Raw genomic sequence first — 26,943 nt, 5'->3', positions numbered from 1 at the left:
CACGTCCGGTTGCAGCCCCGCGCCAGCGCGGGCATCCAAGCCTCGCCAGAATCGCGCAATGCGCGGCCGCTCGGCACGCGCTCGGACAAGGAGCCTTCACATGAACGACAACATCATCATTCGCCCCGTCACGATGCCGGCGCGCCTCGGCGCACTCGCCCTCGCCGCCCTGCTCGCTGCCGGCTGCGCCGACATGAGCGAGCGCCAGAAGGGCACGGCGGTCGGCGCGGGCGTCGGCGCCGGCGTCGGCGCGGTCCTCGGTTCGGCCACGGGCGGCAAGGCCGGCACCGGCGCGGTGATCGGCGGCGCGCTCGGCGCGGTCGCCGGCAACCTGTGGTCCAAGCGCATGGAGGACCGCCGCAACGCCATGGAACAGGCCACGCGCGGCACCAACGTCGAGGTCACGCGCACCGAGAACAACGAGCTCAAGCTCAACATCCCGAACGACATCTCGTTCGACACCGGCAGCGCCGCGATCAAGCCGCCGCTGCGCGCCGTGCTCGACCCGTTCGCGAACAGCCTGCGCGACGACCCGACGGCGCGCCTGCTGATCGTCGGCCACACCGACAACACCGGCTCTGCGGCGATCAACAACCCGTTGTCGGTCGAGCGCGCGCAGAGCGTGCGCGACTACCTGGTGACGCGCGGGGTCGCGGGCGCACGGGTGGAGACCGCCGGCCGCGGCGACCGCGAGCCGATCGCCAGCAACGCCAGCGACGCGGGCCGCGCGAAGAACCGCCGCGTCGAGATCTTCCTGCGCGAGCCGGCACCGAGCTGAGCGCGGCGACGACAACGGCACCCCGCGGGCCGGCATGGATAATCGCGGCTCGCCCACGAAGGACGCCGCCGCGATGCCCTCTCCCGACCGCCCGATCCGCTCGCAATACGAAGATTTCATGCGCCACGTGCGCACGCATGGCGTCTTCAAGGCCGACCGCACCGGCACCGGCACCACGAGCGTGTTCGGGCACCAGATGCGCTACGACCTGCGCGAGGGCTTCCCGCTCGTCACGACCAAGAAGGTCCATCTCAAGTCGATCATCCTCGAGCTGCTGTGGTTCCTGCGCGGCGATGGCAATGCCACATGGCTGCAGGAGCGCGGCGTGACGATCTGGGACGAGTGGGCCGCGCCGAACGGCGATCTCGGGCCGGTTTACGGCGTTCAATGGCGTTCGTGGCCGACGCCGGACGGCGGTCACATCGACCAGATCGCCGAGGTCGTCAAGCAGCTCAAGACCAACCCGGATTCGCGTCGCATCATTGTGAGCGCCTGGAACGTGGCGGAGCTGTCGAAGATGGCGCTGATGCCGTGCCACGCGTTCTTCCAGTTCTACGTCGCCGAGGGTCGCCTGAGCTGCCAGCTGTACCAGCGCAGCGCCGACATCTTCCTCGGCGTGCCGTTCAACATCGCCAGCTATGCCCTGCTCACGCACATGCTCGCGCAGCAGTGCGACCTGGAGGTCGGTGACTTCATCTGGACCGGCGGCGACTGCCACATCTACAGCAACCACGCCGAGCAGGTCGCGCTGCAACTCACACGCGCGCCGCACGCGTACCCGACGCTCCACATCAAGCGCCGCCCCGCGTCGATCTTCGACTACGACTACGACGACTTCGAGGTGGTCGGCTACGAGCACCACGCCGCGATCAAGGCGCCGGTCGCCGTCTAGAGCGCGAGCCGGCCGACAGCGCGCTGCGGCGTTGTCCTACAGGTTCGGGCGCGGCCGGATCGAAAAATGGCGAGATGCAAAAAGCCCGCTCCTGCTTCCCGTGGATCGCGCGCTACTGCGCGCGCACGCTGGAGCTGGTGCCGTCGCTGCCGGGACCGATCGCGGTGAAGTGGGCGGTCAGCGGCTTCCCGTACTGCGGCGACGCCGAGCCGGAAGAGGCGGCCGAGAAGTTCGTCAAGACCTGGTACGCGCAAGAAAAAATTCGCTCCACCGAAAGCCTGCGCAGGTTCTTCGGCGAACAGGGCCGTCGCATCACCCAGTAGCGTAAGTGGGGGTTCGTCAGGCGCTTCCGGCCAGCCGTCCGATCGCAATCTTCAGCCCGTAGATCAGGAATGGCGCGACAAGCGAGGCCATGACCTCCTTGACGATCTTCGGATTGAACGGCCACGTGGAGGCCGCGAGGATCCGGGCCTCGTAGGCACCGAGGACGACCATCGGCTCGTACAGTCGGACGGCGTCGTGGTCTGCGCCTTCGGCCAGTTCCCGCTTGTACGCGCTGCGGGCCAGCGTCCAATGCTGACGCACGACCGTCAACTCACGCTGCTGCGCGGCGACCAGGGCGCGGTGGATGCTCCACACCGACGTGAAGAACAAGGTCAGCGCGACCACGATCAGGATCGAGTAGATGACGAGCGAGCGCACGCTGTGCAAGGTCTCGTACGACTGAAAGAGCAGACTGAGGCAGATCCCGCCGACGAAGGTCAGCGCGACGGTCTGGCCCCAGCGGGCCATCGGCGCCAGCAGCTGACGATCGAACAAATCGAGCTCCAGGCCGGCACCCACCACGCGCGCGAGTCGCCGCGTTCGCTCCACCCCGTCGAAGATCGCCAGCGCCATCAGGCTGAACAGAACGACGTTGGCCGTGACGAGGTACAGGCGCAGCCACGTTTCGTCGATCCGCCAGGAACTGGTGACCCAGAACGAGAAGGCCGCGCCGATCGACATGGCGATCACTTCGCCGCGCCGGCTGCGGGCGTGGACCTTGTCGACGATCTCGGGTTCGGTGAAAAGCGGTCGAAGCGCGTCGGTCGCCAGAGCAAAGCGCTTCTGCAGCCACGGATAGATGCCCAGGATGTAGACGATCAGGGTCGGTTCCAGGCCGAGCTTCCAGAGCCCGCGCGGACGGACCGCCGCCTGCCCGCCGGGCGACAGCAGCGCCAGCGACAACAGCAACGCAAGCAGAAAGACGATGACCGCGGCAAAGGTGTACCGCGACAAACCCGCGTGGGTCACGATCCGATCGACGAGCGACTGAGATTTCGTGGTCATCGAGAGAAAACGCCTCCGAGTCGTGAATGACTTGGAGGCGTTCGTGTCGGAATATCGGTGAACAGAAGACTGGTGGAGCTGGGGGGAATCGAACCCCCGTCCGAAAACCATCGCCGGGCAGATCTACACGCTTAGCTGGCTGATTTGGTTTTAAATCGGCGGGTCGCGCAGCAGCACGCTACCCACTTTTCGATTCACTAGATTTGATCCTGTGAAGAGTGACCCAACTCAGGACGAGCCAATGTGTATGACTTCGCAGCCTTCAGGTTACCCCTCAGACCCAGCCCATCGGCCAACTGTTGCGAAGCTCACCGGTTTTAAGCGGCGAGGGCGTACGAAGAGTCGTTCGCAGTTACTTTGTTTCCAGTGGATTTACGAGCGAACTGGTGCTCGGCGTGCACTGTTCCGACTCCGTACCTTCGTCGAAGCCAGGTCAGCCCCAGAGCGGGTAGTTTAGGTCATCCCGAGCAAACACAAGAGCTCGTCGGCACTGCGGGCCAAATGATCGGCACCCCAGGCCTCGATGGCTTCGCCCTCACCCAGGTAGCCCCAGTGGACCGCGATCGTCCGCATGCCGGCGGCGCGCCCGGCCTGCACGTCGCGCAGGTCATCGCCGACGTAGACGCACTCCGCCGCAGGCACGTCGAGCCGACGGGCAGCCTCGAGCAGCGGTGCGGGGTGGGGCTTGGCGTGCGGCGTGGTGTCGCCGCACACCAGCGTCGCGGCGGGCGGCAGCAGGCCGAGCGCGCGCACCAGCGGGTCGCTGAAGCGCGTGGCCTTGTTGGTGACGATCGCCCACGGCAGCACGTGCCGCGCCAGCGCGTCCAGCACCGGCTGCATCTCCGGGAACAGGCGCGTCTCCTGCGTCATGCGGGCTTCGTAGCGCTGCAGGAACTCGTCGCGCAGCGCACCGAAGGTTTCGTGGTCGGGGCCGATGTCGAAGGCGCGGCCCAGCATGCCGCGCGCGCCCGAGCCGACCATCGGGCGGAAGTGCGCAAGCGGACGCGGCGCGAGGCCGCGCGCGACGCGCATGTCGTTGCCGGCACCAGCCAGATCGGGCGCACTGTCGATCAGCGTGCCGTCCAGATCGAACAGCACCGCGCGGCAGTTCGGGCCACTCATGCGGGCTTCCGGCACGCGATCAGGTAGTTGACGCTAGTGTCGCCGGACAACCCATAGCGCTTGGTCAGCGGGTTGTATTCCATGCCGCGCGTGTCGGCCATCTCCAGCCCGGCATTGCGGCACCACTGCGCCAGCTCGCTCGGGCGGATGAAGCGCGCGTATTCGTGCGTGCCCTTGGGCAGCAACTGCAGCACATGCTCGGCGCCGACGATCGCGAACAGGAAGGCCTTGGCGTTGCGGTTGATGGTCGAGAAGAACACCCAGCCGCCCGGTTTGACCAGCGTGCTGCAGGCTTGAACGATCGACGACGGATCGGGCACGTGCTCGAGCATCTCCATGCACGTGACGGTGTCGAAACTCGCCGGCACGTCGGCCGCCAGCGCCTCGGCGGCAATCTCACGGTACTCGATGTTGTCGGTGCCGGCCTCGAGCGCGTGCAACTGCGCGACCTTCAGCGGCTTGGTGGCGAGGTCGATGCCAAGCACGTTGGCACCGCGGCGTGCCATCGAATCAGCCAGGATACCGCCGCCGCAGCCGATGTCGAGCACGCGCCTGCCCTTCAATGGGGCGTGGCGGTCGATCCAGTCGAGCCGCAACGGGTTGATCTGGTGCAGTGGGCGGAACTCGCTTTCGGTGTCCCACCAGCGGTGGGCCAGCTCGCTGAATTTGGCGAGCTCTTGAGGATCGACGTTGGTCATGCGGAGGATGTTAGCGAAAGACGCGGCGGCAATAAAAAACCCCGCCGAGGCGGGGTTCCTGATCAGCGGGCCGCGTGGGCCCGGGCTGATTACTTCGTGCTGCGGGTGCCCACGACTTCGATTTCCACGCGACGGTTCTTCGCGCGGCCTTCGGCGGTCTTGTTGTCGGCGACCGGCTGCTTCTCGCCCTTGCCTTCGGTGTAGACGCGGTTCTTTTCGACACCCTTCGACACCAGGTACGACTTGACGGCTTCCGAACGGCGGACCGACAGCTTCTGGTTGTAGGCATCGGAGCCGACCGAGTCGGTGTGGCCGACCGCGATGATGACTTCGAGGTTGATGCCGCCCATCTTGCTGACCAGATCGTCCAGCTTGGCCTTGCCTTCCGGCTTCAGGACCGACTTGTCGAAGTCGAAGAACGCATCAGCGGCGAAGGTGACCTTCTCCGAGGTCGCGACCGGGGCGACAGGCGCCGGGGCCGGAGCGGGCTTCGGTGCCGGAGCAGCGACCGGGGCCGGGGCGGGGGCAGGTGCCGGCGCCGGCGGCTTCAGCGCGCCGTCGCACTCGGCGATTGCCGTGGCCGGAGTCCAGTAGCCATCACGCCAGCACAGCTCATTCGTGCCGTTCTTCCAGGGAAGGTTGCCGCTGCCGTTGACCCAGTTGTCAACCGTCTGCGCAAATGCGCCAGACATGGAAGTTGCGAGGGCAGCGGTTGCAAAGAGCGACGCCACCTTGTTCAGTTTCTTCATGATTCTCCTCTCGAGGGAAGGCGCAGTAGTGTTCTGCAAAACGTCCGAACCGGAATCGGAAAGTACTGGTAAACCCCCGTGCGTTGAACACGTACCCGGGCGCTGACCACCGACCGAGTTATTGTGCCATAGGGCTTTCGCGCAACCTGTTTTTGGCCCCGCGCTACGCGCTCTGGCCCGTTGATGTTGCATCAGCGCTACAAGGAACGGCAATTACAATGATGGGCTGCACTGCGCGCTTGTTCAAGCGCGTGTCACCCTCGGCATTCAAGAAAACAACGCATGACCCAGTTCGCCAAGGAAACCCTGCCGATCAGCCTCGAAGAGGAAATGCGGCGGTCGTACCTCGATTACGCGATGAGCGTGATCGTCGGCCGTGCGCTGCCGGATGCACGCGACGGCCTCAAACCGGTGCATCGACGTGCCCTGTTTGCGATGCACGAGCTGAACAACGACTGGAACCGGCCTTACAAGAAGTCCGCCCGCATCGTCGGCGACGTGATCGGTAAGTACCACCCTCACGGCGACCAGTCGGTCTACGACACGATCGTGCGGATGGCGCAGGACTTCTCGATGCGCCACATGCTCGTGGACGGCCAGGGCAATTTCGGCTCGGTCGACGGCGACAACGCCGCGGCGATGCGCTACACCGAAATCCGGCTGGCCAAGATCGCGCACGAGCTGCTGGCCGACCTGGACAAGGAGACGGTCGACTTCGGCCCGAACTACGACGGTTCCGAAAAGGAACCGTTGGTGATGCCCACACGTCTGCCGAACCTGCTGGTCAACGGCTCCGGCGGCATCGCGGTGGGCATGGCGACGAACATCCCGCCGCACAACCTGAACGAGGTCGTCGACGCCTGCCACCACCTGCTGAAGAATCCCGGCGCGACGATCGACGAGCTGATGGAGATCATCCCGGCGCCCGATTTCCCGACCGCCGGCATCATCTACGGCCTGTCGGGCGTGCGCGACGGCTACCGCACGGGGCGTGGGCGCGTGATCATGCGCGCGAAGTGCCACTTCGAGGACATCGACAAGGGCCAGCGGCAGTCGATCATCGTCGACGAGATCCCTTATCAGGTGAACAAGAAGAACCTGCTCGAGCGCATCGCCGAGCTGGTGCACGAGAAGAAGCTGGAAGGCATCAGCCACATCCAGGACGAGTCCGACAAGTCGGGCATGCGCGTCGTGATCGAGCTCAAGCGCGGCGAAGTGCCCGAGGTCGTGCTGAACAACCTGTACAAGCAGACTCAGCTGCAGGACACGTTCGGCATGAACATGGTCGCGCTGATCGACGGCCAGCCGAAGCTGTGCAACCTGAAGGACCTGATCGAGGTCTTCCTCGAGCATCGTCGCGAGGTCGTGACCCGCCGCACCGTGTTCGAGCTGCGCAAGGCGCGCGAGCGTGGCCACGTGCTCGAAGGCCTGGCGGTGGCGCTGGCCAACATCGACGAGTTCATCGAGACGATCAAGCAGTCGCCGACGCCGCCTGTCGCCAAGGCCGCGCTGATGAGCAAGAGCTGGGATTCGTCGATGGTGCGCGAGATGCTCTCGCGCGTCGCCGGCGACAACCCGGGCGGCCTGCAAGCCTATCGACCGGAAGGGTTGCCGAAGGAATACGGCATCCAGCCGGACGGCCTGTACCGCCTCTCCGACGACCAGGCCAGCGAGATCCTGCAGATGCGCCTGCAGCGCCTGACCGGCCTCGAGCAGGACAAGATCATCGGCGAGTACAAGGACGTGATGGCGCAGATCACCGATCTGCTCGACATCCTGGCCACGCCGGCACGCGTCACCGCGATCATTTCGGACGAGCTTGCCAGCATCAAGCAGGAGTTCGGCCAGACCAAGGTGGGTGCGCGCCGCAGCACGATCGAGCACAACGCGATGGACCTCGGCACCGAGGACCTGATCACGCCGACCGACATGGTCGTGACGCTGTCGCACACCGGCTACATCAAGAGCCAGGCGCTGTCCGAGTATCGCGCGCAAAAGCGCGGCGGCCGCGGCAAGCAGGCGACGCAGACCAAGGAAGACGACTGGATCGACCAGCTCTTCATCGCCAACACGCACGACTACATCCTGTGCTTCACCAACAAGGGCCGGGTCTACTGGATCAAGGTCTGGGAAGTGCCGCAAGGCTCGCGCAACTCGCGCGGCCGTCCGATCGTCAACATGTTCCCGCTGCAGCCGGGCGAGAAGGTCAACGTGGTGCTGCCGCTGACCGACGGCTTCCGCAGTTTCCCGGCCGATCACTACGTGTTCATGGCGACCGCGCAGGGCGTGGTGAAGAAGACCTCGCTGGATGAATTCAGCAATCCGCGCAAGGCCGGCATCATCGCGGTCGACCTCGACGAGGGCGATTTCCTGATCGGCGCCGCGCTCACCGACGGCAAGCACGACGTGATGCTGTTCAGCGACGGCGGCAAGGCCGTGCGCTTCGACGAAAACGACGTGCGACCGATGGGCCGCGGCGCGCGCGGCGTGCGCGGCATGGCGCTCGACGACGGCGTCAGCGTGATCGCGATGCTGGTCGCCGAGGACGAAACCCAGAGCGTGCTGACGGCCACCGAGAACGGCTACGGCAAGCGCACCTCGATCGTCGAGTACACGCGCCACGGCCGCGGCACCAAGGGCATGATCGCCATCCAGCAGAGCGAGCGCAACGGCAAGGTCGTCGCGGCCACGCTGGTGCGTGCGGACGACGAGATCATGCTGATCACCGACAAGGGCGTGCTCGTGCGCACCCGCGTCGCCGAGATCCGCGAAATGGGCCGCGCCACGCAAGGCGTGACGCTGATCGCCCTCGATCAGGGTGCTCAGTTGATCGGCTTGCAGCGCATCGTCGAGAATGACGCCAACGGCGACGGCACGACCGACCTCGCCGCCTCCCCCACCCCTGAACCTAACGGCAGCGCCGAGCCGCCCGCCGAGGAGAACTCCTGATGAAGAAGTTTGTCGTGACAGCGCTGCTCGCCAGCGCTGCGATCGCCCATGCACAGAACACCGCCGCGCCCGCGTCGTCGTCGCCGGCGAAGAAGGAACTGATCCAGAAGCTGATGGTGCTGCAGCAGCCCGGCATCGAGAACGTTGCCCGCGGGCTCGTCGAGCAGCCCGCCGCGGCGATGATCCAGGCCGCCGGCCGCGCGCTGCAGCAGGTGCCTGCCGACAAGCGCGAAGCGACCGGCAAGTCGATCGAGGCCGACGTGAAGAAGTACGTCGAGGAGACCAACCCGATGGTGCGCGAGCGTGCCATCAAGCTCGCCCCGTCGACGATCGGCGCGGCGCTCGAAGACAAGCTGACCGAGGACGAGTTGAAGCAGCTGATCGCCTGGCTCGAGTCACCGGTGCGCAAGAAGTACGAGCAGATCGTTCCCGAGGTGCAGAAGAACTTCACCGAGAAGCTGGTCGCCGAGTCGCGTCCGTCGGTCGAGCCGAAGCTGCAGGCGCTCGAGGCCAAGGTCCGCGCATCGCTGGGCGTGCCGCCGGCTGCCGCGGCGTCGGGCGCCTCCGCACCGAAGGCCGCCACGCCAGCCAAGAAGCCTGCGTCGAAGTGATCGCTCGGCGCGGTGCGGCGTCGCCCGCGCCGCGTTGACGACCCGTGTATGCAGCGCCGCTGCGTGCGAGAATTTCAAGCGTCCCATGGCTGAACCCGCCCCCTCCTCGCCAAACGAACCCGAGTTGCTCGCGCTGCGCGGTCGGATCGACAAGCTCGACCGCGACCTGCTCGGGCTGCTGAACCAGCGCGCATCGCTCGCACTCGAGGTCGGCGAACTCAAGCGGCGCGAGGGCTCGGTGGCGTTCCGTCCCGAGCGCGAGGCGCAGGTGATCGACGGCCTGAAGACCGCGAACCCCGGGCCGCTGAAGAGCGACAGCGTCGCGCCGATCTGGCGCGAGATCATGTCGGCCTGCCGCGCGCTCGAAACGCCGACGCGCGTCGCCTATCTCGGCCCGGCCGGCACCTTCAGCGAGCTCGCCGCCCTCGGATTCTTCGGCTCGACGATCGTCAAGGTGCCGTGCTCGAACGTCGACGAGGTCTTCCACGTCACCAGCGCCGGCGCGGCCGACTTCGGCGTCGTGCCGGTCGAGAACTCGAGCGAGGGCGTGGTCACGCGCTCGCTCGACCTGTTCCTGACCACGCCGCTGTTCATCATCGGCGAGACCAGCCTGTACGTGCGCCACAACCTGCTGCGGTGCGAGAACTCGCTCGAGAACGTGACCGCGGTCTGCGCGCATCCGCAGGCGCTCGCGCAGTGCCACGCCTGGCTCAGCCACCACCTGCCGCACGCCGAGCGCCGGCCGGTCGCGAGCAACGCCGAAGGCGCGCGCCTGGCCAGCCTCGACGGCTCGCTGGCCGGCATCGCCAGCACCCATGCCGCGACCGAGTTCGGCCTGCACGTCGTGGCCCCGGCAATCCAGGACGACGCGCACAACCGCACCCGCTTTGCGATCGTCGCGCACCCCCATCAGCATCCGCAGCCCAAGGCGTCGGGTCACGACTGCACGAGCATCGTGGTCTCGGTCGCGAACCGGCCCGGCGCGGTGCACGACATGCTGGTGCCGCTGAAGAACCACGGGGTGTCGATGACGCGCTTCGAGTCGCGCCCGGCCCGCTCCGGTCAGTGGGAGTACTACTTCTACATCGACCTGCAGGGCCACCCCGACCAGCCGAACGTGGCCGCCGCGCTGGCCGAACTGCGCGGCGTCTGCGCATTCTTCAAGCAGCTCGGCACCTACCCGATCGACGTGCACTGACGCCGCGGCCGCCATGTTCAATCAACTCGGTGTGATCGGATGCGGCCTGATGGGCGGCTCGTTCGCGCTCGCGCTGAAGCGCGCCGGGCTGGTCAAGCGCGTGGTGGGCTACAGCAAGTCGCCGTCGACGACCGAGAAGGCCAAGCGGCTCGGCATCATCGACACGATCGCCGAGTCGGCGCTGTTGGCGGTCTCCGGATCCGACATCGTGCTGATCGCGGTGCCGGTGGCCGCAACCGAATCGACCTTCAAGGCGATCCGCCACCTGATCGAGCCGGGCGTGCTGATCATGGACGTCGGCTCGACCAAGCGCGACGTGGTCGACGCGGCGCGCCGTGTGCTGAAGGAGCACATCGTCTCGTTCGTGCCCGCGCACCCGATCGCCGGCAAGGAATCGGCCGGCATTGGCCACGCGGACGCCACGCTCTACAACGGCCGCCAGGTCATCCTGACGCCGCTGCCGCAGACCTCCCCCGAACTGCTGCAGCGCGCCACCGACTGCTGGGCCGCGATCGGCTCGCAGGTGCTGCGGATGACGCCGGAGAACCACGACGCGGCGTTTGCCGCCGTGAGCCACCTGCCCCACATGCTGGCCTACGCGTACTTCAACTCGGTCGCGCGCCAACCCGCGGGGCGCGACTACCTGTCGCTCGCCGGCCCGGGCTTTCGAGATTTCACGCGAATCGCAGCGAGCGATGTCGCGGTGTGGCGCGACATCCTGATGTCGAATCGCGAAGAAGTCCTGAAACAGACGGCGCGATTCCGCCACGCGCTCGACGCGATGGAGCACGCGATGAAATCAGGCAACCTCGAAGCGCTCGAGGACATGATTCGCAGCGCGTCCGAGGCGCGCAGCGGCTGGCAGATGAACGCTGCCAAGCCGAACTCCAACCGCTAACCCCCGCTCAGCCAAGCAGCTGGGCCGCCGCATGTTCAAGACCCGCTTTCTCGATCTTCCGCCGCTGGCGACTGCCGCGGGTACGGTGCGGCTGCCGGGGTCGAAGAGCATCTCGAACCGTGTTTTGCTGCTGGCCGGGCTGTGCGCCGGCACGACGGTGATCCACGACCTGCTCGACTCCGACGACACCCGCGTGATGCTCGATGCGCTGCGCGCGCTGGGCTGCGGCGTGGCGATGGATGAAGCGGTCGTCCGGATCAACGGCATCGGCGGCGCTCTTGCGGCGCGCGAGGCCGACATCTTCCTCGGCAACTCCGGCACGTCGGTGCGCTCGGTCACGGCGGCGCTGGCGGTGCTCGCCACGACCCAGGGTGGCCGGTTCGCGCTGCATGGCGTGCCGCGCATGCACGAACGCCCGATCGGCGACCTGGTCGACGCGCTGCGCCCGCTCGGGTGCGTGATCGATTACACCGGCGTCGACGGCTTTCCGCCGCTGCAACTGGGCGATGGCGCCACGCACGCGCTGAACCTCGACGCGCCGATCCGCGTCCGCGGCGACGTGTCCAGCCAGTTCCTGACCGGGCTGCTGCAGGCGATGTGCCTCGTGGCAGGCGACCGCGACATCGTGATCGAGGTCGTCGGCGAACTGATATCGAAGCCCTACATCGCGATCACGCTGAACCTGCTCGCACGCTTCGGCGTCAAGGTGCGCAACGAGCAGTGGGCGCGCTTCACGATCCCGCAAAGCAGCCGGCTGTCGTCGCCGGGCGCGATCCCGGTCGAGGGCGACGCCTCGTCGGCGTCGTATTTCGTGGCGCTCGGGGCGATCGCCGCCGATCCGGCCGCCCCGGTGCGGGTCGAAGGCATGGGCAGCGCGTCGATCCAGGGCGATCTGGCCTTCGTCGGCGCCGCGCAGGCGATGGGCGCGAACGTGCTGCTCGGCGACAACTGGGTCGAGGTCTCGCGCGGCTCGTGGCCGCTCAAGGCGATCACGCTCGACTGCAACCACATCCCCGACGCCGCGATGACGCTGGCCGTGATGGCGCTGTATGCCCACGGCACGACACGCCTGACCAACATCGCCAGCTGGCGCGTCAAGGAGACCGACCGGATCGCGGCGATGGCCACCGAGCTTCGAAAGCTCGGCGCCACGGTCGCCGAAGGCGCCGATTTCATCGAAGTGACACCCCCCGCGACCTGGCAGCCGGCGGCCATCCACACCTACGACGATCACCGCATCGCCATGTGCTTCTCGCTCGCCGCCTTCAATCCGGCCGGGCTGCCGGTGCGCATCCTCGATCCGCAGTGCGTCGGCAAGACCTTCCCCGACTACTTCGAGACCCTGTTCGGCGTCGTCACGGCACGCGAGCGGGGCGTGCCCATCATCACCGTCGACGGCCCGACCGCCTCCGGGAAGGGCACGCTGGCCAGCGCGCTGGCGCAGCGGCTCGGCTATCACTTCCTCGATTCGGGGGCGGTCTACCGCGCGACGGCACTGGCGGCGATGCGCTCCGGCACTCGCGCCGACGACGAGCAGCGCCTCGCCCAACTCGCGACCAACCTCGACCTGCACTTTCCGCCCGGCCAGATCCTGATGGGCGACCAGGACGTGACCGAGACCTTGCGTCTCGAGGAGGTCGGTGCCCTCGCCTCCAAGATCTCGGCCTTCCCGCTCGTGCGCGCCGCGCTGCGCACGTTGCAGCTGTCGTTTCATCGTCTGCCGGGCCTGGTGGCCGACGGCCGCGACATGGGTACCGTGATCTTCCCCGGCGCAGACCTGAAGATCTTCCTCACCGCGAGCGCCGCCACGCGCGCCGAGCGGCGCTACAAGCAGTTGATTTCAAAGGGAATTTCGGCTAATATCGACAGTCTTCGCGCCGAGCTGGAGGCCCGGGATGCCAGGGATCAAACCCGCGCAGTCTCGCCCCTCAGACCGGCCGCAGATGCGATGTTGCTGGACAACTCGGCATTGACCGTCGAAGCCTCGGTGGATGCAGTGCTGAATGCCTGGCAGCAGCGCAGGCCCTTTGACGCAAGTTGATGGGCCGAAAGAGAGTCCGTCGCTCTCCCTCCTGCACCACTCATCCGGCGGTGCGTCAGGGCGGCGGTTGTTCAACCTAACCCCGCGGTTCGCAAGAGCCGCACCGGAAACCTCAATGTCCCAAACCCAGACTGCCGACACCGGCATGGAATCCTTTGCCGCCATGTTCGAGGAGTCGCTGACTCGCTCGGAAATGCGCAGCGGCGAAGTCATCACTGCTGAAGTGGTGCGCGTGGAACACAGCTTCGTGGTCGTCAATGCCGGCCTCAAGTCCGAAGCGTATGTGCCCATCGAAGAATTCAAGAACGACCAGGGCGAACTCGAAGTTCAGCCTGGCGATTTCGTCTCGGTCGCGATCGACGCGGTCGAGAACGGCTATGGCGACACCATCCTGTCGCGCGACAAGGCCAAGCGCCTGGCCTCGTGGCTGTCGCTCGAGAACTCGCTCGAATCCGGCGAGTTCGTGACCGGCACGGTCAACGGCAAGGTCAAGGGTGGCCTCACGGTGCTCGTCAACGGCATCCGCGCCTTCCTGCCGGGCTCGCTGCTCGACACGCGCCCTGTCAAGGACATGTCGCCGTTCGAAGGCAAGACCATGGAGTTCAAGGTCATCAAGCTCGACCGCAAGCGTAACAACGTCGTGTTGTCGCGCCGTGCTGTGGTCGAAGCCTCGATGGGCGAAGAACGCGGCAAGCTGCTGTCCACGCTGCATGAAGGCGCGATCGTCAACGGCGTCGTCAAGAACATCACCGAGTACGGCGCGTTCGTCGACCTCGGCGGCATCGACGGCCTGCTGCACATCACCGACATGGCCTGGCGCCGTGTCCGTCACCCGAGCGAAGTGGTGCAAGTCGGTCAAGAGCTGCAGGCCAAGGTCCTGAAGTTCGACGCCGAGAAGAACCGCGTCTCGCTGGGCATCAAGCAGTTGGGCGACGACCCGTGGCATGGCGTGTCGCGCCGCTACCCGAACGGCACGCGCCTGTTCGGCAAGATCACGAACATCGCCGATTACGGCGCGTTCGTCGAGATCGAGCCGGGCATCGAAGGCCTGGTGCACGTCTCCGAGATGGACTGGACCAACAAGAACGTCGCCCCGAGCAAGATCGTTTCGCTCGGCGACGAAGTCGAAGTCATGGTCCTCGAGATCGACGAAGACAAGCGCCGCATCAGCCTGGGCATGAAGCAGTGCAAGGCCAACCCGTGGGAAGAGTTCTCGACCACCGTGCAGCGCGGCGACCGCGTCAAGGGCCCGGTCAAGTCGATCACCGACTTCGGCGTGTTCGTGGGTCTGGCCGCCGGCATCGACGGCCTGGTGCACCTCTCGGACCTCTCGTGGCACGAGCCGGGCGAAGCCGCGGTGCGCAACTACAAGAAGGGCCAGGAAGTCGAAGCGATCGTGCTGGCCGTCGACGTGGACCGCGAGCGCATCTCGCTGGGCATCAAGCAGCTCGACTCCGACCCGTTCACCAGCTACACCTCGGTCAACGACCGCGGCATGTCGGTGACCGGCAAGGTCAAGACGGTCGACGCGCGTGGCGCCGAGATCCAGCTGAACGACGACGTGACGGGCTACCTGCGCGCTTCGGAAATCAGCCGTGACCGTGTCGAAGACGCGCGCAACGTGCTGAAGGAAGGCGACGAAGTCTCCGCCGTGATCATCAACGTCGACCGCAAGACGCGTTCGATCCAGTTGTCGATCAAGGCCAAGGACAACGCCGACAACCAGGAAGCGATGACCCGCCTGGCCCAGACGAGCGAGCGTGAGAACGCCGGCACGACCAGCCTGGGCGCCCTGCTGCGCGCCAAGCTGGACAACCAGAACAACAATTCCTGATTGTTGGACTGATGTCGATGACCCGCTCCGATCTCGTGGCGCAGCTGGCTGAGCGATTCAGCCAGTTGACGCACCGCGACACGGAGTTCGCGGTCAAGACGATCCTCGATGCGATGTCCGCGGCGCTTGCTAAAGGGCACCGCATCGAGATCCGCGGTTTCGGCAGCTTCTCGATCAACCGCCGCCCGCCGCGCGTGGGCCGCAACCCGCGCAGCGGCGAGCAGGTGGTGATCCCCGAGAAGCTCGTCCCCCATTTCAAGCCCGGCAAAGCCTTGCGCGAGGCGGTCGACACGCATGTGCCGGTCGGCCCCGAGCCCGCGCCACGCGGGGCTTCGGCCAACGACGCCTGACGCTCGTTGCGCATCGGTCGGCCGGTAGAATCGGCCGCCTGATTCCGATGCGACGCGGCACCCGCCGCACTGCCGATGCGACTTCTTGTCTGGCTCTTCCGGGCCGCCGTTTTCTTCACCCTGTTTGCCTTCGCGCTGAACAACCAGCAGGAGGCCGGCATCCGCTGGTTCTTCGGCCAGGAATGGCGTGCGCCGATGGTGTTCATCGTGCTGGCCGCGTTCGCGCTCGGTTGTGCCTTCGGCGTTTTCGCGATGGTGCCGAGCTGGTGGAAGCACCGCCGCGTCGCGCGCAAGCACGCACCGGTGATCGAGGCGCGTGCCGAGGTGCCGGTCGTCGCACCGGCCGCCGAGGTCACGCTGCCGCACCCGCCACGCGATGGACTTTGACCTGCAGTGGTTGCTGCTCGGCCTGCCGCTGGCGTTCGCGTTCGGCTGGCTCGCCTCGCGGCTCGACCTGCGTCAATGGAAGCGCGAACAGAAGGATTCGCCGAAGGCCTACTACAAGGGCCTGAACCTGCTGCTGAACGACCAGCACGACAAGGCGATCGACGCGTTCATCGAGGCCGTCCAGCAGGACCCCGACACCTCCGACCTGCACTTCGCGCTCGGCAACCTGTTCCGCCGCCGCGGCGAATTCGAGCGCGCGGTGCGCGTGCACGAGCACCTGCTCAACCGCGCCGACCTGCCGCGCACCGAACGCGATCGCGCCCAGCACGCGCTCGCGCAGGACTTCATGAAGGCCGGCCTGTTCGACCGCGCCGAGGCCGCCTACCAGGCGCTCGAAGGCACGGCCTTCGACACCGAGGCGCGCCTGGCCTTGCTGACGCTGCACGAACGCTCCCGAGACTGGCGTGCGGCGGTCGAGGTCGCGCAAAAGCTCGAGAACCGCGGCACCGGCTCGTTCGCGCCGCGCATCTCGCACTACTGGTGCGAAATCGCGCTGGAGGCCGATGCGAAGCATCAGCCGGACGAAGCCGACGCGGCCCTCGAGCACGCACGCGAGGCCGCCCCGCAGGCCGCGCGCACGCTCGTTCTCGCCGGCCAGCGCGCCGCGCGGCGCGGCGACCATGCGCAGGTGCTGGCGCTGTGGGGCGTGCTGATGGTCGCGCACCCGGCTGCGTTCAACCTCGTGGCCCGGGACTACGCGCAAAGCGCGATCGCGTCGGGCGGCATTGCCGCCGCGATCGATCGACTGCGCGAGTTGTACGACCGCGCGCCGACGATGGACCTGCTGGAGGCCCTCGCGCTGCTCGACCCGGCGCCCGCCCACCAGCGCACCCGTTTGCTGGAACAGTTGCGCAGCCACCCGACGCTGTCGGTCGCGAAAGCGCTGATCACGCAGACCGACGCCGCGGCGTTCGACACTGCCGAAACCAAGGCGCTCGGCGATGCGATCGGTCGCGCCGCGAAGCCGCTGCACCGCTACCGCTGTGCCGCCTGCGGCTTCGAGGCGCAGCATTATTTCTGGCAATGCCCGGGCTGCCTGAACTGGGACAGCTACCCACCGCAACGTCTGGAAGACCTCTGATGGCTGCTCATCCCACCCTCGCCGAAGTCCAGCGCTCCCGCGTGCTGGTCGTCGGCGACGCGATGCTCGATCGCTACTGGTTCGGCGCGGTCGATCGCATCTCGCCCGAGGCCCCCGTGCCGGTGGTGCGGGTCAACCGCGAGGAGGAGCGGCTCGGCGGCGCCGCCAACGTCGCGCTCAACGTCAAGACGCTGGGTGCGCAGGCCACGCTGCTGACCGTCGTCGGCGACGACGAGCCGGCGCGCAAGCTGCGGCAGCTGCTCGAGCAGCACGGCGTCACGGCGCTGCTCGGCAGCGACCCGCAGCTCTACACGATCGTCAAGCTGCGCGTGATCGGCCGCTCGCAGCAGCTGATCCGAATCGACTTCGAGAACCAGCCCGACCACGAGGTGCTGTCGGGCATGCTGGCCGACTACGAGCGCGTCCTGCCCGCGCACGGCGCGGTGCTGTTCTCCGACTACGGCAAGGGCGGCCTGACCCACATCCCGCGGATGATCGAGCTCGCTCGCCGCGCGAACAAGCCGGTGCTGATCGACCCCAAGGGCAGCGACTACAGCCGCTATGCCGGTGCCACCGTGATCACGCCGAACCGGGCCGAGCTGGCGCAGGTGATCGGCTCGTGGAGCAGCGAGGCCCAGCTGCATGAGCGCGCCCAGGCGCTGCGCGAGGCCCACCGTCTGGAGGCGCTGCTGCTGACGCGGTCGGAAGACGGCATGTCGCTCTTCGACGCCACCGGACATCTGCAGGTGCCGGCGCAGGCGCGCGAGGTGTTCGACGTGACCGGTGCCGGCGACACCGTGATCGCGACGCTGGCCGCGATGCTCGGCGCCGGCCTCAGCCTGCGTGAGGCGATGCCGATCGCCAACCGCGCGGGCGGCATCGTCGTCGGCAAGTTCGGCACGGCGACCGTCAGCTACGAGGAGTTGTTCGCATGAAGATCGTCGTCACCGGCGCGGCCGGCATGATCGGTTCGAACCTGGTCCACGGACTCAACGCGATCGGCATCGACGACGTGATCGCCGTAGACGACCTGACCGACGGGCCGAAGTACCGCAACCTGCTCGGCGCACGCCTGAGCGACTACTTCGACAAGAGCGAGTTCTACGCGCGATTTGCGAAGGGCGAGTTCGGCCACGTCGACGCGGTGTTCCACGAAGGCGCCTGCTCCGACACCATGGAGCACGATGGCCGCTTCATGATGGACACGAACTACCGCTGCTCGAAGGGCCTGCTCGACGCCTGCCAGGCGCAGGGCACGCGCTTGCTGTACGCCAGCTCGGCCGCCACCTACGGCGGCAGCGCGTCGTTCCGCGAGGAGCCGGAGTTCGAGCGCCCGCTCAACGTCTACGGCTACTCGAAGCTGCTGTTCGACAACGTCGTGCGCCGCATGCTGCCGACCGCCATCGCGCAGGTCGTCGGCTTCCGCTATTTCAACGTCTACGGCCCGCGCGAACAGCACAAGGGGCGGATGGCGTCGGTCGCGTTCCACCATTTCAACCAGTTCCGCGAGACCGGCAAGGTGCGGCTGTTCGCCGATTACGGCGGCTACGGCCCGGGCGAGCAGAGCCGCGACTTCATCTACGTGGATGACGTGGTCGCGGTGAACCTGTGGTTCCTGCAGCATCCCGACCGCAGCGGCATCTTCAACCTCGGCACCGGACGCGCGCAGCCGTTCAACGATGTGGCGCTCGCCGCCGTCAACGCCGCGCGCGCACTGCGGGGCCAGACGCCGCTCGCGTTGGCCGCGATGGTGCAACAGGGTCTGGTCGAGTACATCCCGTTCCCCGATGCGCTGGTCGGCAAGTACCAGGCCTTCACGCAGGCGGATCCGGCGCGGTTGCGGGCGACGGGTTGCGCCCACGCCTTCGCCGACGTCGCCACCGGCGTCAGGTCGTACGTCGACTGGCTGGCACGCGCCACCGTTTGAGCGATATTGCGATGGGCGGTCAACGCACAATCACCTGCTGCCGTTGAGGGCTTTGCCGCCGGTCGATCCGGCCGGCGACTCCGCAACAACCCGAGGTAGCTCCATGATCAAGAAGATTCTCGCCGCCGTGCTGGCGCTTTTCGCCGCCGCCGCGTTCGCCGCGGTCGACGCCAACAAGGCCACGCAGGCCGAACTCGAAGGCGTCAAGGGCATCGGCCCGGCGATCTCGGCCAAGATCATCGAGGAGCGCAACAAGGGCGCGTTCAAGGACTGGCAGGACATGGTCACGCGCGTCAAGGGCGTCGGCGAAGGCAACGCCGCCAAGTTCTCGACCGAAGGCCTGACCGTCAACGGCACCGCGTTCGCCGGTGCCCCGGCCAAGCCCGCCACGCCGGCACCGGCTGCGGCGAAGAAGGAAGAGAAGAAGGCGGCGGCACCGGCCGCCACGCCGGCCGCGAAACCGGCCGCTCCGGCGGCAGCCAGCGCCGCCGCCCCGGCCGCTGCTGCCAAGCCCGCCGAGATGAGCGCCGCCGACAGGAAGGCGGCCGCCAAGAAGGAACGGGAAGAGAAGAAGGCCGCCAAGGCGGCGGCGGCCGAAGAAGCCAAGAAGGCCAAGGCCGACAAGGCGGCTGCCAAGGACGCCAAGAAGCCGGCCGCTGCGGCTTCCGCTGCTGCACCGGCGAGCGCCGCGAAGAAGTAAGGGTCCCCGACGGCGGACCCGTCCGCCCGCTCCGAGCCCCGCCGCGTGCGGGGCTTTTTGCGGTCGGGCCGACCCGCTTTCGAGGGTCCGCCTTTCGGGTCGCCCCGTGATGGCGATGGTCAGTTCGACATCGCGTCGAGACACTTCGATCCGGGCTGCAATCCCGCACCGCCCGAACTCTCGGAGACCGTCATGACCGTCGTCAAAACCATCCTCGCCATCGCCATCGCCCTGTTCAGCGCCCTCGCCTTCGCGGCGACCGACGTCAACAAGGCCACCCAGGCCGAACTCGAAAGCATCAAGGGCATCGGTCCGTCGATGTCCGCCCGCATCGTCGAGGCGCGCAAGAGCGGCGCGTTCAAGGACTGGACCGACCTGCAGACGCGCGTGAAAGGCGTCGGTGCGGGCAACGCCGCCAAGTTCTCGGCCGAAGGCCTGACCGTCAATGGCGCGGCGCTGACGGCCACGACCGTGGCTGCGACCGCCGCGACGAAGAAGAAGTAGCCGTCAGACCGGCAGCGTCCAGCCGAAGAACGCGGCCACGTCATCGCGGCGGCGCCGCGTGTCCGCCACGCCGAGCGCCATCAGTTCGCGCGTGTAGCCCGCTTCGAACAGCAGGTAGCTGGCCAGCGCCGCGCCCCGGGCGTCGTCGCCGCGGCCCTGCACGCCGATGCCGCGCAACATCGCGCGCACCGGTGCCGGCAGTTCGCCGAGGTGCTTGGCGGCGATGTCGTCCAGGCGCTGGCTCGGCGCGATCACCAGCACCTCGAGCGGCTTCAGGCTGGTGGCGGCGCGCGCCTCGGGCGTCAACAGCGCGAGCGTGCTGTTGATCCGACGCAGGCGCTCGATGTCGACCGCGAGCGCATCGAGGAAGATGTTCGACAGCGCATGGCCGGCGATCTGCGCCAGATTCGGGTACTCGCTCTGTCCGGCACGTTCGCCGGGCGGCTCGTGCATGCGGCCGGCGCCGACGACCAGGATGCGCTCGCCGCCGAGGTGAACCGCCGGCGAGATCGGCGCCGCCTGGCGCATCGAGCCGTCGCCGCAGTACTCGACGTGATCGCCGATCCGCAGGCCGACCGCAGGGAACACGAACGGGATCGCCGACGACGCGAGCAGGTGCGGCACGGTGATCGCGTCCCGCACCGCGATGCGCTGCGAGCGCGTCCATGGTGCGATGTCACCGAGCGCGTCGTAGAAGGTCACGTGCAGGCCCGAACCATAGCTCGACGCCGAGACGGCGAGCGCTTTCAGGTGACCGTCGCGCATCATCCGGCGCGTGCGCTCGGTGTCGACCAGGCGCTTCAGCAGCGACTCCAGCGGCGTGTTGTCCAGCAGCGAGCGCGGGCGCGCGCGGCGCCAGCGCGCGATCGCCCAGCCGACCGACATCATTGTCAGCCAGCGCGCGCCGGTGCGGATCACGCCGAACGAATCGGCCCGATAGACCTGCTCGGCCCTGAAGTCCTCCCACACCGCGCCGAGGCTGGCGACCGCAGCGTCGAAATCGTCGGCCCGGCTGGCCAGCGCGGCCGCGTTGATCGCGCCGGCCGACGTGCCGGTGATGACCGGAAACGGGTTGGCCGCGCCGAACTGCCCGCAGTCGCGCCGGATCTGGGCGATCGCCTTCAACACGCCGACCTGATACGCCGCGCGCGCACCGCCGCCGGTCAGCACCAGCCCGGTGGTCGGCGGGATGGTCATTCGTAGACGACGACGGCCTGCCCGTGGTGCGCGCCGGCGCGCCAGCGATCGAGCGCGGCGTCGGTCGGATAGAAGCGCGCGGCCTCGCCCAGATCGAGCTCGCCGCTCGCGGCCTCACGGTGCAGCTCGAGCCGCACCGTCAGCCCCTGCGGCAGGTCGCCGTGTTCGGTCGCGACGCGCCGCGACGGGAAGTCGCGCAGCACTTCCGCCACCGGCGGCACGCTGCCGTTGACCGCGACGCGCAGGTACTTGCCGAAGCGGCAGCGCGCGCCGGCCAGGTCCCACACGCTGGCCACGGTCAGCCGCAGGCCGCCGGAGAACCGGTCAGGCTGGACCTTGCCCTGCACGATGATCAGCTCGTCGTCCTTGAGCAGGTCCTTGTTCGCGTTCAGCAGGTCCTCGTTCGCGACCGCCTCGATCGCCTCGCTCTTGTCGTCGAGCTTGAAGATCGCCACGCGCCCGCGCTGGCCGTTGATCACCCGCAAGTCGGTGACGATGCCGGCCAGCAGCTGCGGCTCGCGGCTGTCGAGCAGATCGGCGATCTGGCGCTTCGCGAAGCGGCGCACCTCGGTCGCGCTCTGGTCGAACAGATGGCCGGAAAGGTAGAAGCCGAGCGCGCCCTTCTCGAGGGTCAGGCGCTCCTTGATGCTCCACGGCTCCGCGGCGATCAGCGGCGGCTCCTGCGTGCTCGCGCCGTGGTCGTCGTCCCCGCCGAAGTCGAACAGCCCGCCCTGGTCGGCATGCGCGGCCTGCGTGTCGGCCCAGTCGAGCGCGAGGCCGACACTCGCGAGCATTGCCGAGCGCTCCGGGTGCAATGCATCGAATGCACCGGCCTTGACCAGCGCCTCGACGACGCGCTTGTTGAGCTGCTTGCGGTCGACACGCGCGCAGAAGTCGAACAGGCTGGTGAACGGCCCACCCTCCCTGCGCGCCCGCACGATCGCCTCGATCGCGCCCTGGCCGGTGCCCTTGACGGCGCCCAGGCCGTACTGCACGACCTTGTCCGAGACCGGTTCGAAGCGGTGCACGCCCTTGTTGACATCCGGCGGCTCGATCGTGATGCCGAAGGTCTTCGCGTCGACGAGCAGTGCGCGCAGCTTGTCGCTGTCGTCCATCTCGACCGTCATGTTCGCGGCGAAGAACTCGGCCGTGCAGTGCACCTTGATCCAGGCCGTGTGATAGGCCAGCAGCGAGTACGCGGCGGCGTGCGACTTGTTGAAGCCGTAGCCGGCGAACTTCTCCATCAGGTCGAAGACTTCGTCGGCGGCGTCCTTCGAGATGTCCTTCTTCGCCGCACCGTCACGGAAGATCTGGCGGTGCTGCGCCATCTCCTCGGCCTTCTTCTTGCCCATCGCGCGGCGCAGCAGGTCGGCGCCGCCGAGCGAGTAGCCGCCCAGCACCTGCGCGGCCTGCATCACCTGCTCCTGGTAGACCATCACGCCGTAGGTCTCGCCGAGCACGGTCTCGAGCAGCGGGTGCGGATATCTCACCTCCTCCTTGCCGTGCTTGCGCGCGCAGAAGGTCGGGATGTTCTCCATCGGCCCGGGGCGGAACATCGCGTTCAGCGCGAACAGGTCTTCGATGCGGGTCGGCCGCGCGTCCTTCAGCATGCGCTGCATGCCGGCACTTTCGAACTGGAACACCGACTCGGTGCGCCCGTCGCTGAACAGCTTGTAGACCCGCGCGTCGTCGAGCGGCAGCTTGTCGTAGTCGAAGTCCTTGAACTGCGGGCGGCGCGCCTTGATGAAGTCCTTCGCGAGCTCGAGGATCGTCAGCGTCGCCAGGCCCAGGAAGTCGAACTTGACCAGGCCGATCGCCTCGACGTCGTCCTTGTCGAACTGGCTCACCGCGCTGTCGCTGCCCGGCTGCATGTAGAGCGGACAGAAGTCGGTGATCTTGCCCGGCGCGATCAGCACGCCGCCGGCGTGCATGCCGACGTTGCGGGTGATGCCCTCGACCCTGGTCGCCAGCGCCAGCAGTTCGGCGACTTCCTCCTCCGCCGCCTCGCGCTGCTCGAGTTCGGGCGCCTCCTTGCGGGCATAGATCAACCCCGGGTCCGGCTGCTCGGGCACCTTGGCCAGCGTGACCTGCTTGCCCGGCGGCGCCGGGATCAGCTTGGCGATCGAATCGACGTGGCCGTAGCCCATGCCGAGGACGCGGCCGATGTCGCGCAGCGCCGCCTTCGCGGCCATCGTGCCGAAGGTCGCGATCTGGCTCACCGCATCGCGACCGTACTTCTGCTTCACGTAGTCGATTACGCGGTCGCGGTTGCCCTGGCAGAAGTCGATGTCGAAGTCGGGCATCGACACCCGCTCCGGATTCAGGAAGCGCTCGAACAGCAGGTTGTATTGCAGCGGATCCAGGCCGGTGATGTTGAGCGAGTACGCGACCAGCGAGCCCGCCCCCGAGCCCCGCCCCGGCCCGACCGGGCAGCCGTTGTTCTGGGCCCAGTTGATGAAGTCGGCAACGATCAGGAAGTAGCCCGGGAACCCCATCTTCAGGATCGTCTGGATCTCGAAGTCGAGCCGCTCCACGTACCGCGGGCGCTGGCGCTCGCGCTCGGCTTCGTCGGGGTAGCGCTGCTTCAGCCGCTCGACCAGGCCCTCGTGCGACAGGATGCTGAAATAGTCCGCCATCGCGAGCGGCTGGCCGTCGACGATCGGCGTCGGGAAGTCCGGCAGCTGCGGCTTGCCCAGCACCAGGCTCAGGTTGCAGCGCTTGGCGATCTCGACCGTGTTGGCGATGGCGCTCGGCAAGTCGGCGAACAGCACCTCCATCTGCGCCTGGGTCTTGAAGTACTGCTCGCGGCTGAAGCGCTTGATGCGTTTCGGGTTGGTGAGCATCTCGCCTTCGGCGACGCAGACGCGGGCCTCGTGCGCGTCGAAGTCGTCGGGCGTCTCGAACTGCACCGGGTGCGTCGCGACGACCGGCAGCTGCAGGCGAGCCGCCAGCTTCACGGCGGCGCGCACATGGGCCTCGTTGCCGGGCAGGCCGGCACGCTGCAACTCGATGTAAAAGCGCCCCGGGAAGTGCTCCGCGAACTGCCGCGCGAGCGCCTCGGCACGCCCGGTGTCGCCTGCCACCAGCGCCTGGCCGACAGCGCCCATCTCGGCGCCCGAGAGCGCGATCAGGCCGGCGTTCAACTCGGCGAGCCAGCCCCACTTCACGCACGCCTGCGAGCGCTGCTCGTGCTGCAGCCACGCGCGCGACAGCAATTCGCACAGGTTCAGGTAGCCCTGCCGGCTCTGGACCAGCAGCACCAGCCGGCTCGGCGACTTCTCGCCTCCGGCGGGCTCGAGCCAGACATCGGCGCCGATGATCGGCTTCACGCCCTTCTTGCGCGCGCCGCTGTAGAGCTTGACCGCGCCGAACAGGTTCGACAGGTCGGTGATCGCCAGCGCGGCCTGCCCGTCGGCCGCGGCGGCCTTGATCGCGTCGTCGATTCGCAGGGTGCCGTCGGCGACGGAAAATTCGGTGTGGGTGCGCAGGTGAACGAAAGCCATCGCCGCATTTTAGGGAGCGCGTGCCCCGTAAAATTTGCGTTGTGGAATCAATTCTGAACATCTCGGCATACCGCTTCGTCGCCCTCAACGACACCGCGCAATGGCGCGAGAGCATCCGCTCACAAGCCGGGCGCGCCGGCCTGAAGGGCACGGTGCTGTTGGCCGACGAGGGCATCAACCTGGTCCTCGCTGGCGCCGAACCAGGCGTGCGCGATTTCGTGCAGTGGCTGACCGCGCACGAGTCGTTCGCCGCGCTGCCGCTCAAGGAGAGCTGGTCGAGCGACGTGCCGTTCGGCAAACTGCTGGTCAAGGTCAAGCCCGAGATCATCCGCATGAACCACCCGACGATCCGGCCGCAGGCGGGGCGTGCCCCGGCGGTCGACGCCAGGACGCTCGCGCGTTGGCTCGATGCGGGCGTGGACGACGCGGGCCGCCAGGTCGTGACGCTGGACACCCGCAACGCGTTCGAAGTCGACCACGGTCGCTTCAAAGGGGCGCACGACTGGCGCATCGACCGCTTCAGCGACTTCCCGCAGGCCCTGGAACAGCACCGCGCCGAGCTCGCGGGCAAGACGGTCGTCAGCTATTGCACCGGCGGGATCCGCTGCGAGAAGGCCGCGCTGCTGATGGCGCAGGCCGGCGTCGAGAACGTGCTGCAGCTCGAGGGCGGCATCCTGCACTACTTCGAGGAAGCCGGCGGAAAGCATTTCGAAGGGGATTGTTTCGTCTTCGACGCGCGGCGGACGTTGAGTGACACACTGGTGCCGGTGCCGACCGCGTAAGGTCCGCTCGTCTGCAACGAATCCTTCGTGGTGACCCACGGAGCCGACGCCATGAAGATCGCCCAACGGCCCGCCGCCCCGGCCCCGCAGCCCGTCGAGCTGGCCCGCGCCTATGCCGCGGTGCGCGAGCGCACGCTGGCACTCGCGGCCCCGCTGACGGCGGAAGACTGTCAGGTCCAGTCGATGCCGGATGCCAGCCCGACCAAGTGGCACCTCGCGCACATCACCTGGTTCTTCGAGACTTTCCTGCTCGAGCCGCACGAGCCGGGCTTCAAGCCGTTCGACGCCAGCTTCCGGGTGCTGTTCAACAGCTACTACCAGGGCGTCGGCGAGATGCATCCCCGCGCGCAGCGAGGGTTGATCACGCGCCCGACGCTCGCCGAAGTCAAGGCCTACCGGGCGGCGGTCGACGAGCGCATGCAGGCCCTGCTGGCCGCGCGCGGCGGCGAACCGGAGCTCGCCGCGCTGGTCACGCTCGGCCTGCATCACGAGCAGCAGCACCAGGAGCTGCTGCTGACCGACATCAAGCACGCGTTGAGCTTCAACCCCACGCATGCCGCCTACGCGCGGCGCTGGCCGATGACGAACGTGCGCGCGCAGCCGCTGCGCTGGTTCGCCCAACCGGGCGGACTGATCGAGCACGGCCACGACCCGGCACTGGACGGCGAGTTCTGCTTCGACAACGAGACGCCGCGCCACGGCGTCTACACCGCGCCGTTCGAGATCGCCTCGCGGCCGGTGAACTACGGCGAATACCTCGCGTTCATCGAGGACGGCGGCTACCGACGCGCGGAGTTGTGGCTGTCGATGGGTTGGGATTGGGTGCGCAGCGGCGAACGCAGCGCGCCGCTCTACCTGCGCCAGGGGGATGGCGCGTGGCTCAACCACACGTTGCAGGGTGCCGTCGAGGTCGATCCGCGCACCCCCGTGTGCCACCTCAGCTACTTCGAAGCCGATGCGTTCGCGCGCTGGGCCGGGGCGCGCCTGCCCACCGAGGTCGAGTGGGAGCAGGCGGCGCGCCGCCTGCGCACGCCCGGCCGGCCGAACTTCGCCGATCGGGGCGCCTTCCATCCGTTGCCCGCGGAGAACGACGCCGCCGACGAGCCGATGCAGATGTTCGGCGACGTCTGGGAGTGGACGCAGTCGAGCTACGCCGCGTATCCCGGCTACCGCGCGCTGCCCGGCGCAGTCGGCGAATACAACGGCAAGTTCATGAGCAACCAGTACGTCCTGCGCGGCGGCTCGTGCGCCACGCCCGCGGGCCATGTGCGCGCCAGCTACCGCAACTTCTTCCCGACCGATGCCCAGTGGCAGTTCAGCGGCGTGCGGCTCGCGCGCGACCTCTGAACACGC

24 protein-coding genes and 1 other RNA gene are annotated in these 26,943 nt (G+C 67.7%); 18 read left to right on the top strand and 7 right to left on the bottom strand.

Annotated elements, in window-relative coordinates; all coding sequences use genetic code 11:
- Window positions 1-100 precede the first annotated feature (100 nt).
- From ASC76_RS15220 to ASC76_RS15210, 3 genes are all read left to right on the top strand, one after another.
- The gene (locus ASC76_RS15220) at window positions 101-778 is read left to right on the top strand and encodes an OmpA family protein (protein ID WP_235580477.1); all 678 of its coding nucleotides are present in this window, start codon (window positions 101-103) and stop codon (window positions 776-778) included.
- Between the two features lie 73 nt (window positions 779-851).
- Complete coding sequence (locus ASC76_RS15215; RefSeq protein WP_056468011.1) at window positions 852-1,670, top strand: thymidylate synthase; 819 nt, start codon at window positions 852-854, stop codon at window positions 1,668-1,670.
- A 74-nt stretch (window positions 1,671-1,744) separates the two neighbouring features.
- Window positions 1,745-1,993, top strand: coding sequence for a hypothetical protein (locus tag ASC76_RS15210; protein ID WP_056468009.1), 249 nt, complete (start codon window positions 1,745-1,747; stop codon window positions 1,991-1,993).
- Between the two features lie 16 nt (window positions 1,994-2,009).
- Here ASC76_RS15210 and ASC76_RS15205 read toward each other — a convergent pair whose 3' ends face one another.
- The 5 genes from ASC76_RS15205 to ompA form a co-directional block, all read right to left on the bottom strand.
- Window positions 2,010-2,963: a hypothetical protein gene (locus tag ASC76_RS15205; RefSeq protein ID WP_157615734.1), complete on the bottom strand. Its 954-nt coding sequence runs from the start codon at window positions 2,961-2,963 to the stop codon at window positions 2,010-2,012.
- A gap of 106 nt (window positions 2,964-3,069) precedes the next feature.
- Window positions 3,070-3,440: a transfer-messenger RNA gene (gene ssrA, locus ASC76_RS24765) on the bottom strand.
- Window positions 3,441-3,452: 12 nt separating this feature from the next.
- On the bottom strand, window positions 3,453-4,121 hold the full coding sequence (gene gph, locus ASC76_RS15200; protein WP_056468003.1) for a phosphoglycolate phosphatase: 669 nt from the start codon (window positions 4,119-4,121) through the stop codon (window positions 3,453-3,455).
- Window positions 4,118-4,819: a bifunctional 2-polyprenyl-6-hydroxyphenol methylase/3-demethylubiquinol 3-O-methyltransferase UbiG gene (gene ubiG / locus ASC76_RS15195; RefSeq protein ID WP_056468000.1), complete on the bottom strand. Its 702-nt coding sequence runs from the start codon at window positions 4,817-4,819 to the stop codon at window positions 4,118-4,120. The genes gph and ubiG overlap by 4 nt, the downstream gene beginning before the upstream one ends.
- Window positions 4,820-4,908: 89 nt before the next feature.
- On the bottom strand, window positions 4,909-5,568 hold the full coding sequence (gene ompA / locus ASC76_RS15190) for an outer membrane protein OmpA (protein ID WP_056467995.1): 660 nt from the start codon (window positions 5,566-5,568) through the stop codon (window positions 4,909-4,911).
- Between the two features lie 282 nt (window positions 5,569-5,850).
- Between ompA and gyrA the strand changes: the two genes are divergently transcribed.
- From gyrA to ASC76_RS15125, 13 genes are all read left to right on the top strand, one after another.
- Window positions 5,851-8,517 carry a DNA gyrase subunit A gene (gene gyrA, locus ASC76_RS15185; protein WP_056467993.1) on the top strand — a complete coding sequence of 889 codons (2,667 nt, stop codon included), beginning with the start codon at window positions 5,851-5,853 and terminating at the stop codon, window positions 8,515-8,517.
- Window positions 8,517-9,128 carry a hypothetical protein gene (locus ASC76_RS15180; protein ID WP_056467990.1) on the top strand — a complete coding sequence of 204 codons (612 nt, stop codon included), beginning with the start codon at window positions 8,517-8,519 and terminating at the stop codon, window positions 9,126-9,128. The genes gyrA and ASC76_RS15180 overlap by 1 nt, the downstream gene beginning before the upstream one ends.
- Window positions 9,129-9,213: 85 nt before the next feature.
- Entirely contained in the window at window positions 9,214-10,326 is a 1,113-nt protein-coding gene (pheA, locus tag ASC76_RS15175; RefSeq protein WP_056467987.1) for a prephenate dehydratase, read from the top strand.
- Between the two features lie 13 nt (window positions 10,327-10,339).
- Window positions 10,340-11,224 carry a prephenate dehydrogenase/arogenate dehydrogenase family protein gene (locus tag ASC76_RS15170; RefSeq protein ID WP_056467986.1) on the top strand — a complete coding sequence of 295 codons (885 nt, stop codon included), beginning with the start codon at window positions 10,340-10,342 and terminating at the stop codon, window positions 11,222-11,224.
- A gap of 31 nt (window positions 11,225-11,255) precedes the next feature.
- A complete protein-coding gene (locus tag ASC76_RS15165) occupies window positions 11,256-13,265 on the top strand; it encodes a bifunctional 3-phosphoshikimate 1-carboxyvinyltransferase/cytidylate kinase (RefSeq protein WP_056467983.1) in 2,010 nt (669 codons plus the stop codon).
- 115 nt (window positions 13,266-13,380) lie between these two features.
- Window positions 13,381-15,099: a 30S ribosomal protein S1 gene (rpsA, locus tag ASC76_RS15160; protein ID WP_082549208.1), complete on the top strand. Its 1,719-nt coding sequence runs from the start codon at window positions 13,381-13,383 to the stop codon at window positions 15,097-15,099.
- Window positions 15,100-15,116: 17 nt separating this feature from the next.
- Complete coding sequence (locus ASC76_RS15155) at window positions 15,117-15,449, top strand: integration host factor subunit beta (RefSeq protein ID WP_056470881.1); 333 nt, start codon at window positions 15,117-15,119, stop codon at window positions 15,447-15,449.
- 75 nt (window positions 15,450-15,524) lie between these two features.
- Window positions 15,525-15,836, top strand: coding sequence for a lipopolysaccharide assembly LapA domain-containing protein (locus ASC76_RS15150; protein ID WP_056467981.1), 312 nt, complete (start codon window positions 15,525-15,527; stop codon window positions 15,834-15,836).
- Window positions 15,826-16,977: a lipopolysaccharide assembly protein LapB gene (gene lapB / locus ASC76_RS15145; protein ID WP_056467980.1), complete on the top strand. Its 1,152-nt coding sequence runs from the start codon at window positions 15,826-15,828 to the stop codon at window positions 16,975-16,977. The genes ASC76_RS15150 and lapB overlap by 11 nt, the downstream gene beginning before the upstream one ends.
- The gene (rfaE1, locus tag ASC76_RS15140; protein ID WP_082549207.1) at window positions 16,977-17,912 is read left to right on the top strand and encodes a D-glycero-beta-D-manno-heptose-7-phosphate kinase; all 936 of its coding nucleotides are present in this window, start codon (window positions 16,977-16,979) and stop codon (window positions 17,910-17,912) included. The genes lapB and rfaE1 overlap by 1 nt, the downstream gene beginning before the upstream one ends.
- A complete protein-coding gene (gene rfaD / locus ASC76_RS15135; protein ID WP_056467971.1) occupies window positions 17,909-18,904 on the top strand; it encodes an ADP-glyceromanno-heptose 6-epimerase in 996 nt (331 codons plus the stop codon). Before rfaE1 ends, rfaD begins: the two co-directional genes overlap by 4 nt.
- 103 nt (window positions 18,905-19,007) lie before the next feature.
- Entirely contained in the window at window positions 19,008-19,604 is a 597-nt protein-coding gene (locus ASC76_RS15130) for a helix-hairpin-helix domain-containing protein (RefSeq protein ID WP_056467968.1), read from the top strand.
- Between the two features lie 192 nt (window positions 19,605-19,796).
- Window positions 19,797-20,108 (top strand): helix-hairpin-helix domain-containing protein, encoded by a 312-nt coding sequence (locus tag ASC76_RS15125; RefSeq protein WP_056467965.1) that lies wholly within the window; start codon window positions 19,797-19,799, stop codon window positions 20,106-20,108.
- A gap of 3 nt (window positions 20,109-20,111) precedes the next feature.
- On the opposite strand, the gene ASC76_RS15120 is transcribed toward ASC76_RS15125, so the two are convergent.
- Entirely contained in the window at window positions 20,112-21,305 is a 1,194-nt protein-coding gene (locus ASC76_RS15120) for a patatin-like phospholipase family protein (protein WP_056467963.1), read from the bottom strand.
- The gene (gene dnaE, locus ASC76_RS15115) at window positions 21,302-24,808 is read right to left on the bottom strand and encodes a DNA polymerase III subunit alpha (RefSeq protein ID WP_056467960.1); all 3,507 of its coding nucleotides are present in this window, start codon (window positions 24,806-24,808) and stop codon (window positions 21,302-21,304) included. The genes ASC76_RS15120 and dnaE overlap by 4 nt, the downstream gene beginning before the upstream one ends.
- Window positions 24,809-24,849: 41 nt before the next feature.
- Here dnaE and ASC76_RS15110 point away from each other — a divergent pair, with 41 nt between their 5' ends.
- Both ASC76_RS15110 and egtB read left to right on the top strand, forming a co-directional pair.
- Window positions 24,850-25,590 carry a sulfurtransferase gene (locus ASC76_RS15110; RefSeq protein WP_056467958.1) on the top strand — a complete coding sequence of 247 codons (741 nt, stop codon included), beginning with the start codon at window positions 24,850-24,852 and terminating at the stop codon, window positions 25,588-25,590.
- A 51-nt stretch (window positions 25,591-25,641) separates the two neighbouring features.
- Window positions 25,642-26,937 (top strand): ergothioneine biosynthesis protein EgtB, encoded by a 1,296-nt coding sequence (gene egtB, locus ASC76_RS15105; RefSeq protein WP_056467955.1) that lies wholly within the window; start codon window positions 25,642-25,644, stop codon window positions 26,935-26,937.
- Window positions 26,938-26,943 lie beyond the last annotated feature (6 nt).

Source organism: Rhizobacter sp. Root404 (assembly GCF_001425865.1).
Classification (GTDB): Bacteria; Pseudomonadota; Gammaproteobacteria; order Burkholderiales; family Burkholderiaceae_C; genus LMDS01.
Note: the sequence above shows the minus strand (reverse complement) of the source record. Positions and strands in the feature narration are given on the sequence as shown.

What these genes read in the sequence shown, in the direction of transcription:
- dnaE (WP_056467960.1), bottom strand. Translation starts at nt 24,808, where the DNA reads ATGGCTTTCGTTCACCTGCGCACCCACACCGAATTTTCCGTCGCCGAC.
- ASC76_RS15220 (WP_235580477.1), top strand. Translation starts at nt 101, where the DNA reads ATGAACGACAACATCATCATTCGCCCCGTCACGATGCCGGCGCGCCTC.
- ASC76_RS15150 (WP_056467981.1), top strand. Translation starts at nt 15,525, where the DNA reads ATGCGACTTCTTGTCTGGCTCTTCCGGGCCGCCGTTTTCTTCACCCTG.
- lapB (WP_056467980.1), top strand. Translation starts at nt 15,826, where the DNA reads ATGGACTTTGACCTGCAGTGGTTGCTGCTCGGCCTGCCGCTGGCGTTC.
- rpsA (WP_082549208.1), top strand. Translation starts at nt 13,381, where the DNA reads ATGTCCCAAACCCAGACTGCCGACACCGGCATGGAATCCTTTGCCGCC.
- pheA (WP_056467987.1), top strand. Translation starts at nt 9,214, where the DNA reads ATGGCTGAACCCGCCCCCTCCTCGCCAAACGAACCCGAGTTGCTCGCG.
- ASC76_RS15130 (WP_056467968.1), top strand. Translation starts at nt 19,008, where the DNA reads ATGATCAAGAAGATTCTCGCCGCCGTGCTGGCGCTTTTCGCCGCCGCC.
- ASC76_RS15215 (WP_056468011.1), top strand. Translation starts at nt 852, where the DNA reads ATGCCCTCTCCCGACCGCCCGATCCGCTCGCAATACGAAGATTTCATG.
- rfaE1 (WP_082549207.1), top strand. Translation starts at nt 16,977, where the DNA reads ATGGCTGCTCATCCCACCCTCGCCGAAGTCCAGCGCTCCCGCGTGCTG.
- gph (WP_056468003.1), bottom strand. Translation starts at nt 4,121, where the DNA reads ATGAGTGGCCCGAACTGCCGCGCGGTGCTGTTCGATCTGGACGGCACG.
- ASC76_RS15165 (WP_056467983.1), top strand. Translation starts at nt 11,256, where the DNA reads ATGTTCAAGACCCGCTTTCTCGATCTTCCGCCGCTGGCGACTGCCGCG.
- ASC76_RS15210 (WP_056468009.1), top strand. Translation starts at nt 1,745, where the DNA reads ATGCAAAAAGCCCGCTCCTGCTTCCCGTGGATCGCGCGCTACTGCGCG.
- ompA (WP_056467995.1), bottom strand. Translation starts at nt 5,568, where the DNA reads ATGAAGAAACTGAACAAGGTGGCGTCGCTCTTTGCAACCGCTGCCCTC.
- gyrA (WP_056467993.1), top strand. Translation starts at nt 5,851, where the DNA reads ATGACCCAGTTCGCCAAGGAAACCCTGCCGATCAGCCTCGAAGAGGAA.
- egtB (WP_056467955.1), top strand. Translation starts at nt 25,642, where the DNA reads ATGAAGATCGCCCAACGGCCCGCCGCCCCGGCCCCGCAGCCCGTCGAG.
- ASC76_RS15170 (WP_056467986.1), top strand. Translation starts at nt 10,340, where the DNA reads ATGTTCAATCAACTCGGTGTGATCGGATGCGGCCTGATGGGCGGCTCG.
- rfaD (WP_056467971.1), top strand. Translation starts at nt 17,909, where the DNA reads ATGAAGATCGTCGTCACCGGCGCGGCCGGCATGATCGGTTCGAACCTG.
- ASC76_RS15180 (WP_056467990.1), top strand. Translation starts at nt 8,517, where the DNA reads ATGAAGAAGTTTGTCGTGACAGCGCTGCTCGCCAGCGCTGCGATCGCC.
- ASC76_RS15125 (WP_056467965.1), top strand. Translation starts at nt 19,797, where the DNA reads ATGACCGTCGTCAAAACCATCCTCGCCATCGCCATCGCCCTGTTCAGC.
- ubiG (WP_056468000.1), bottom strand. Translation starts at nt 4,819, where the DNA reads ATGACCAACGTCGATCCTCAAGAGCTCGCCAAATTCAGCGAGCTGGCC.
- ASC76_RS15155 (WP_056470881.1), top strand. Translation starts at nt 15,117, where the DNA reads ATGACCCGCTCCGATCTCGTGGCGCAGCTGGCTGAGCGATTCAGCCAG.
- ASC76_RS15120 (WP_056467963.1), bottom strand. Translation starts at nt 21,305, where the DNA reads ATGACCATCCCGCCGACCACCGGGCTGGTGCTGACCGGCGGCGGTGCG.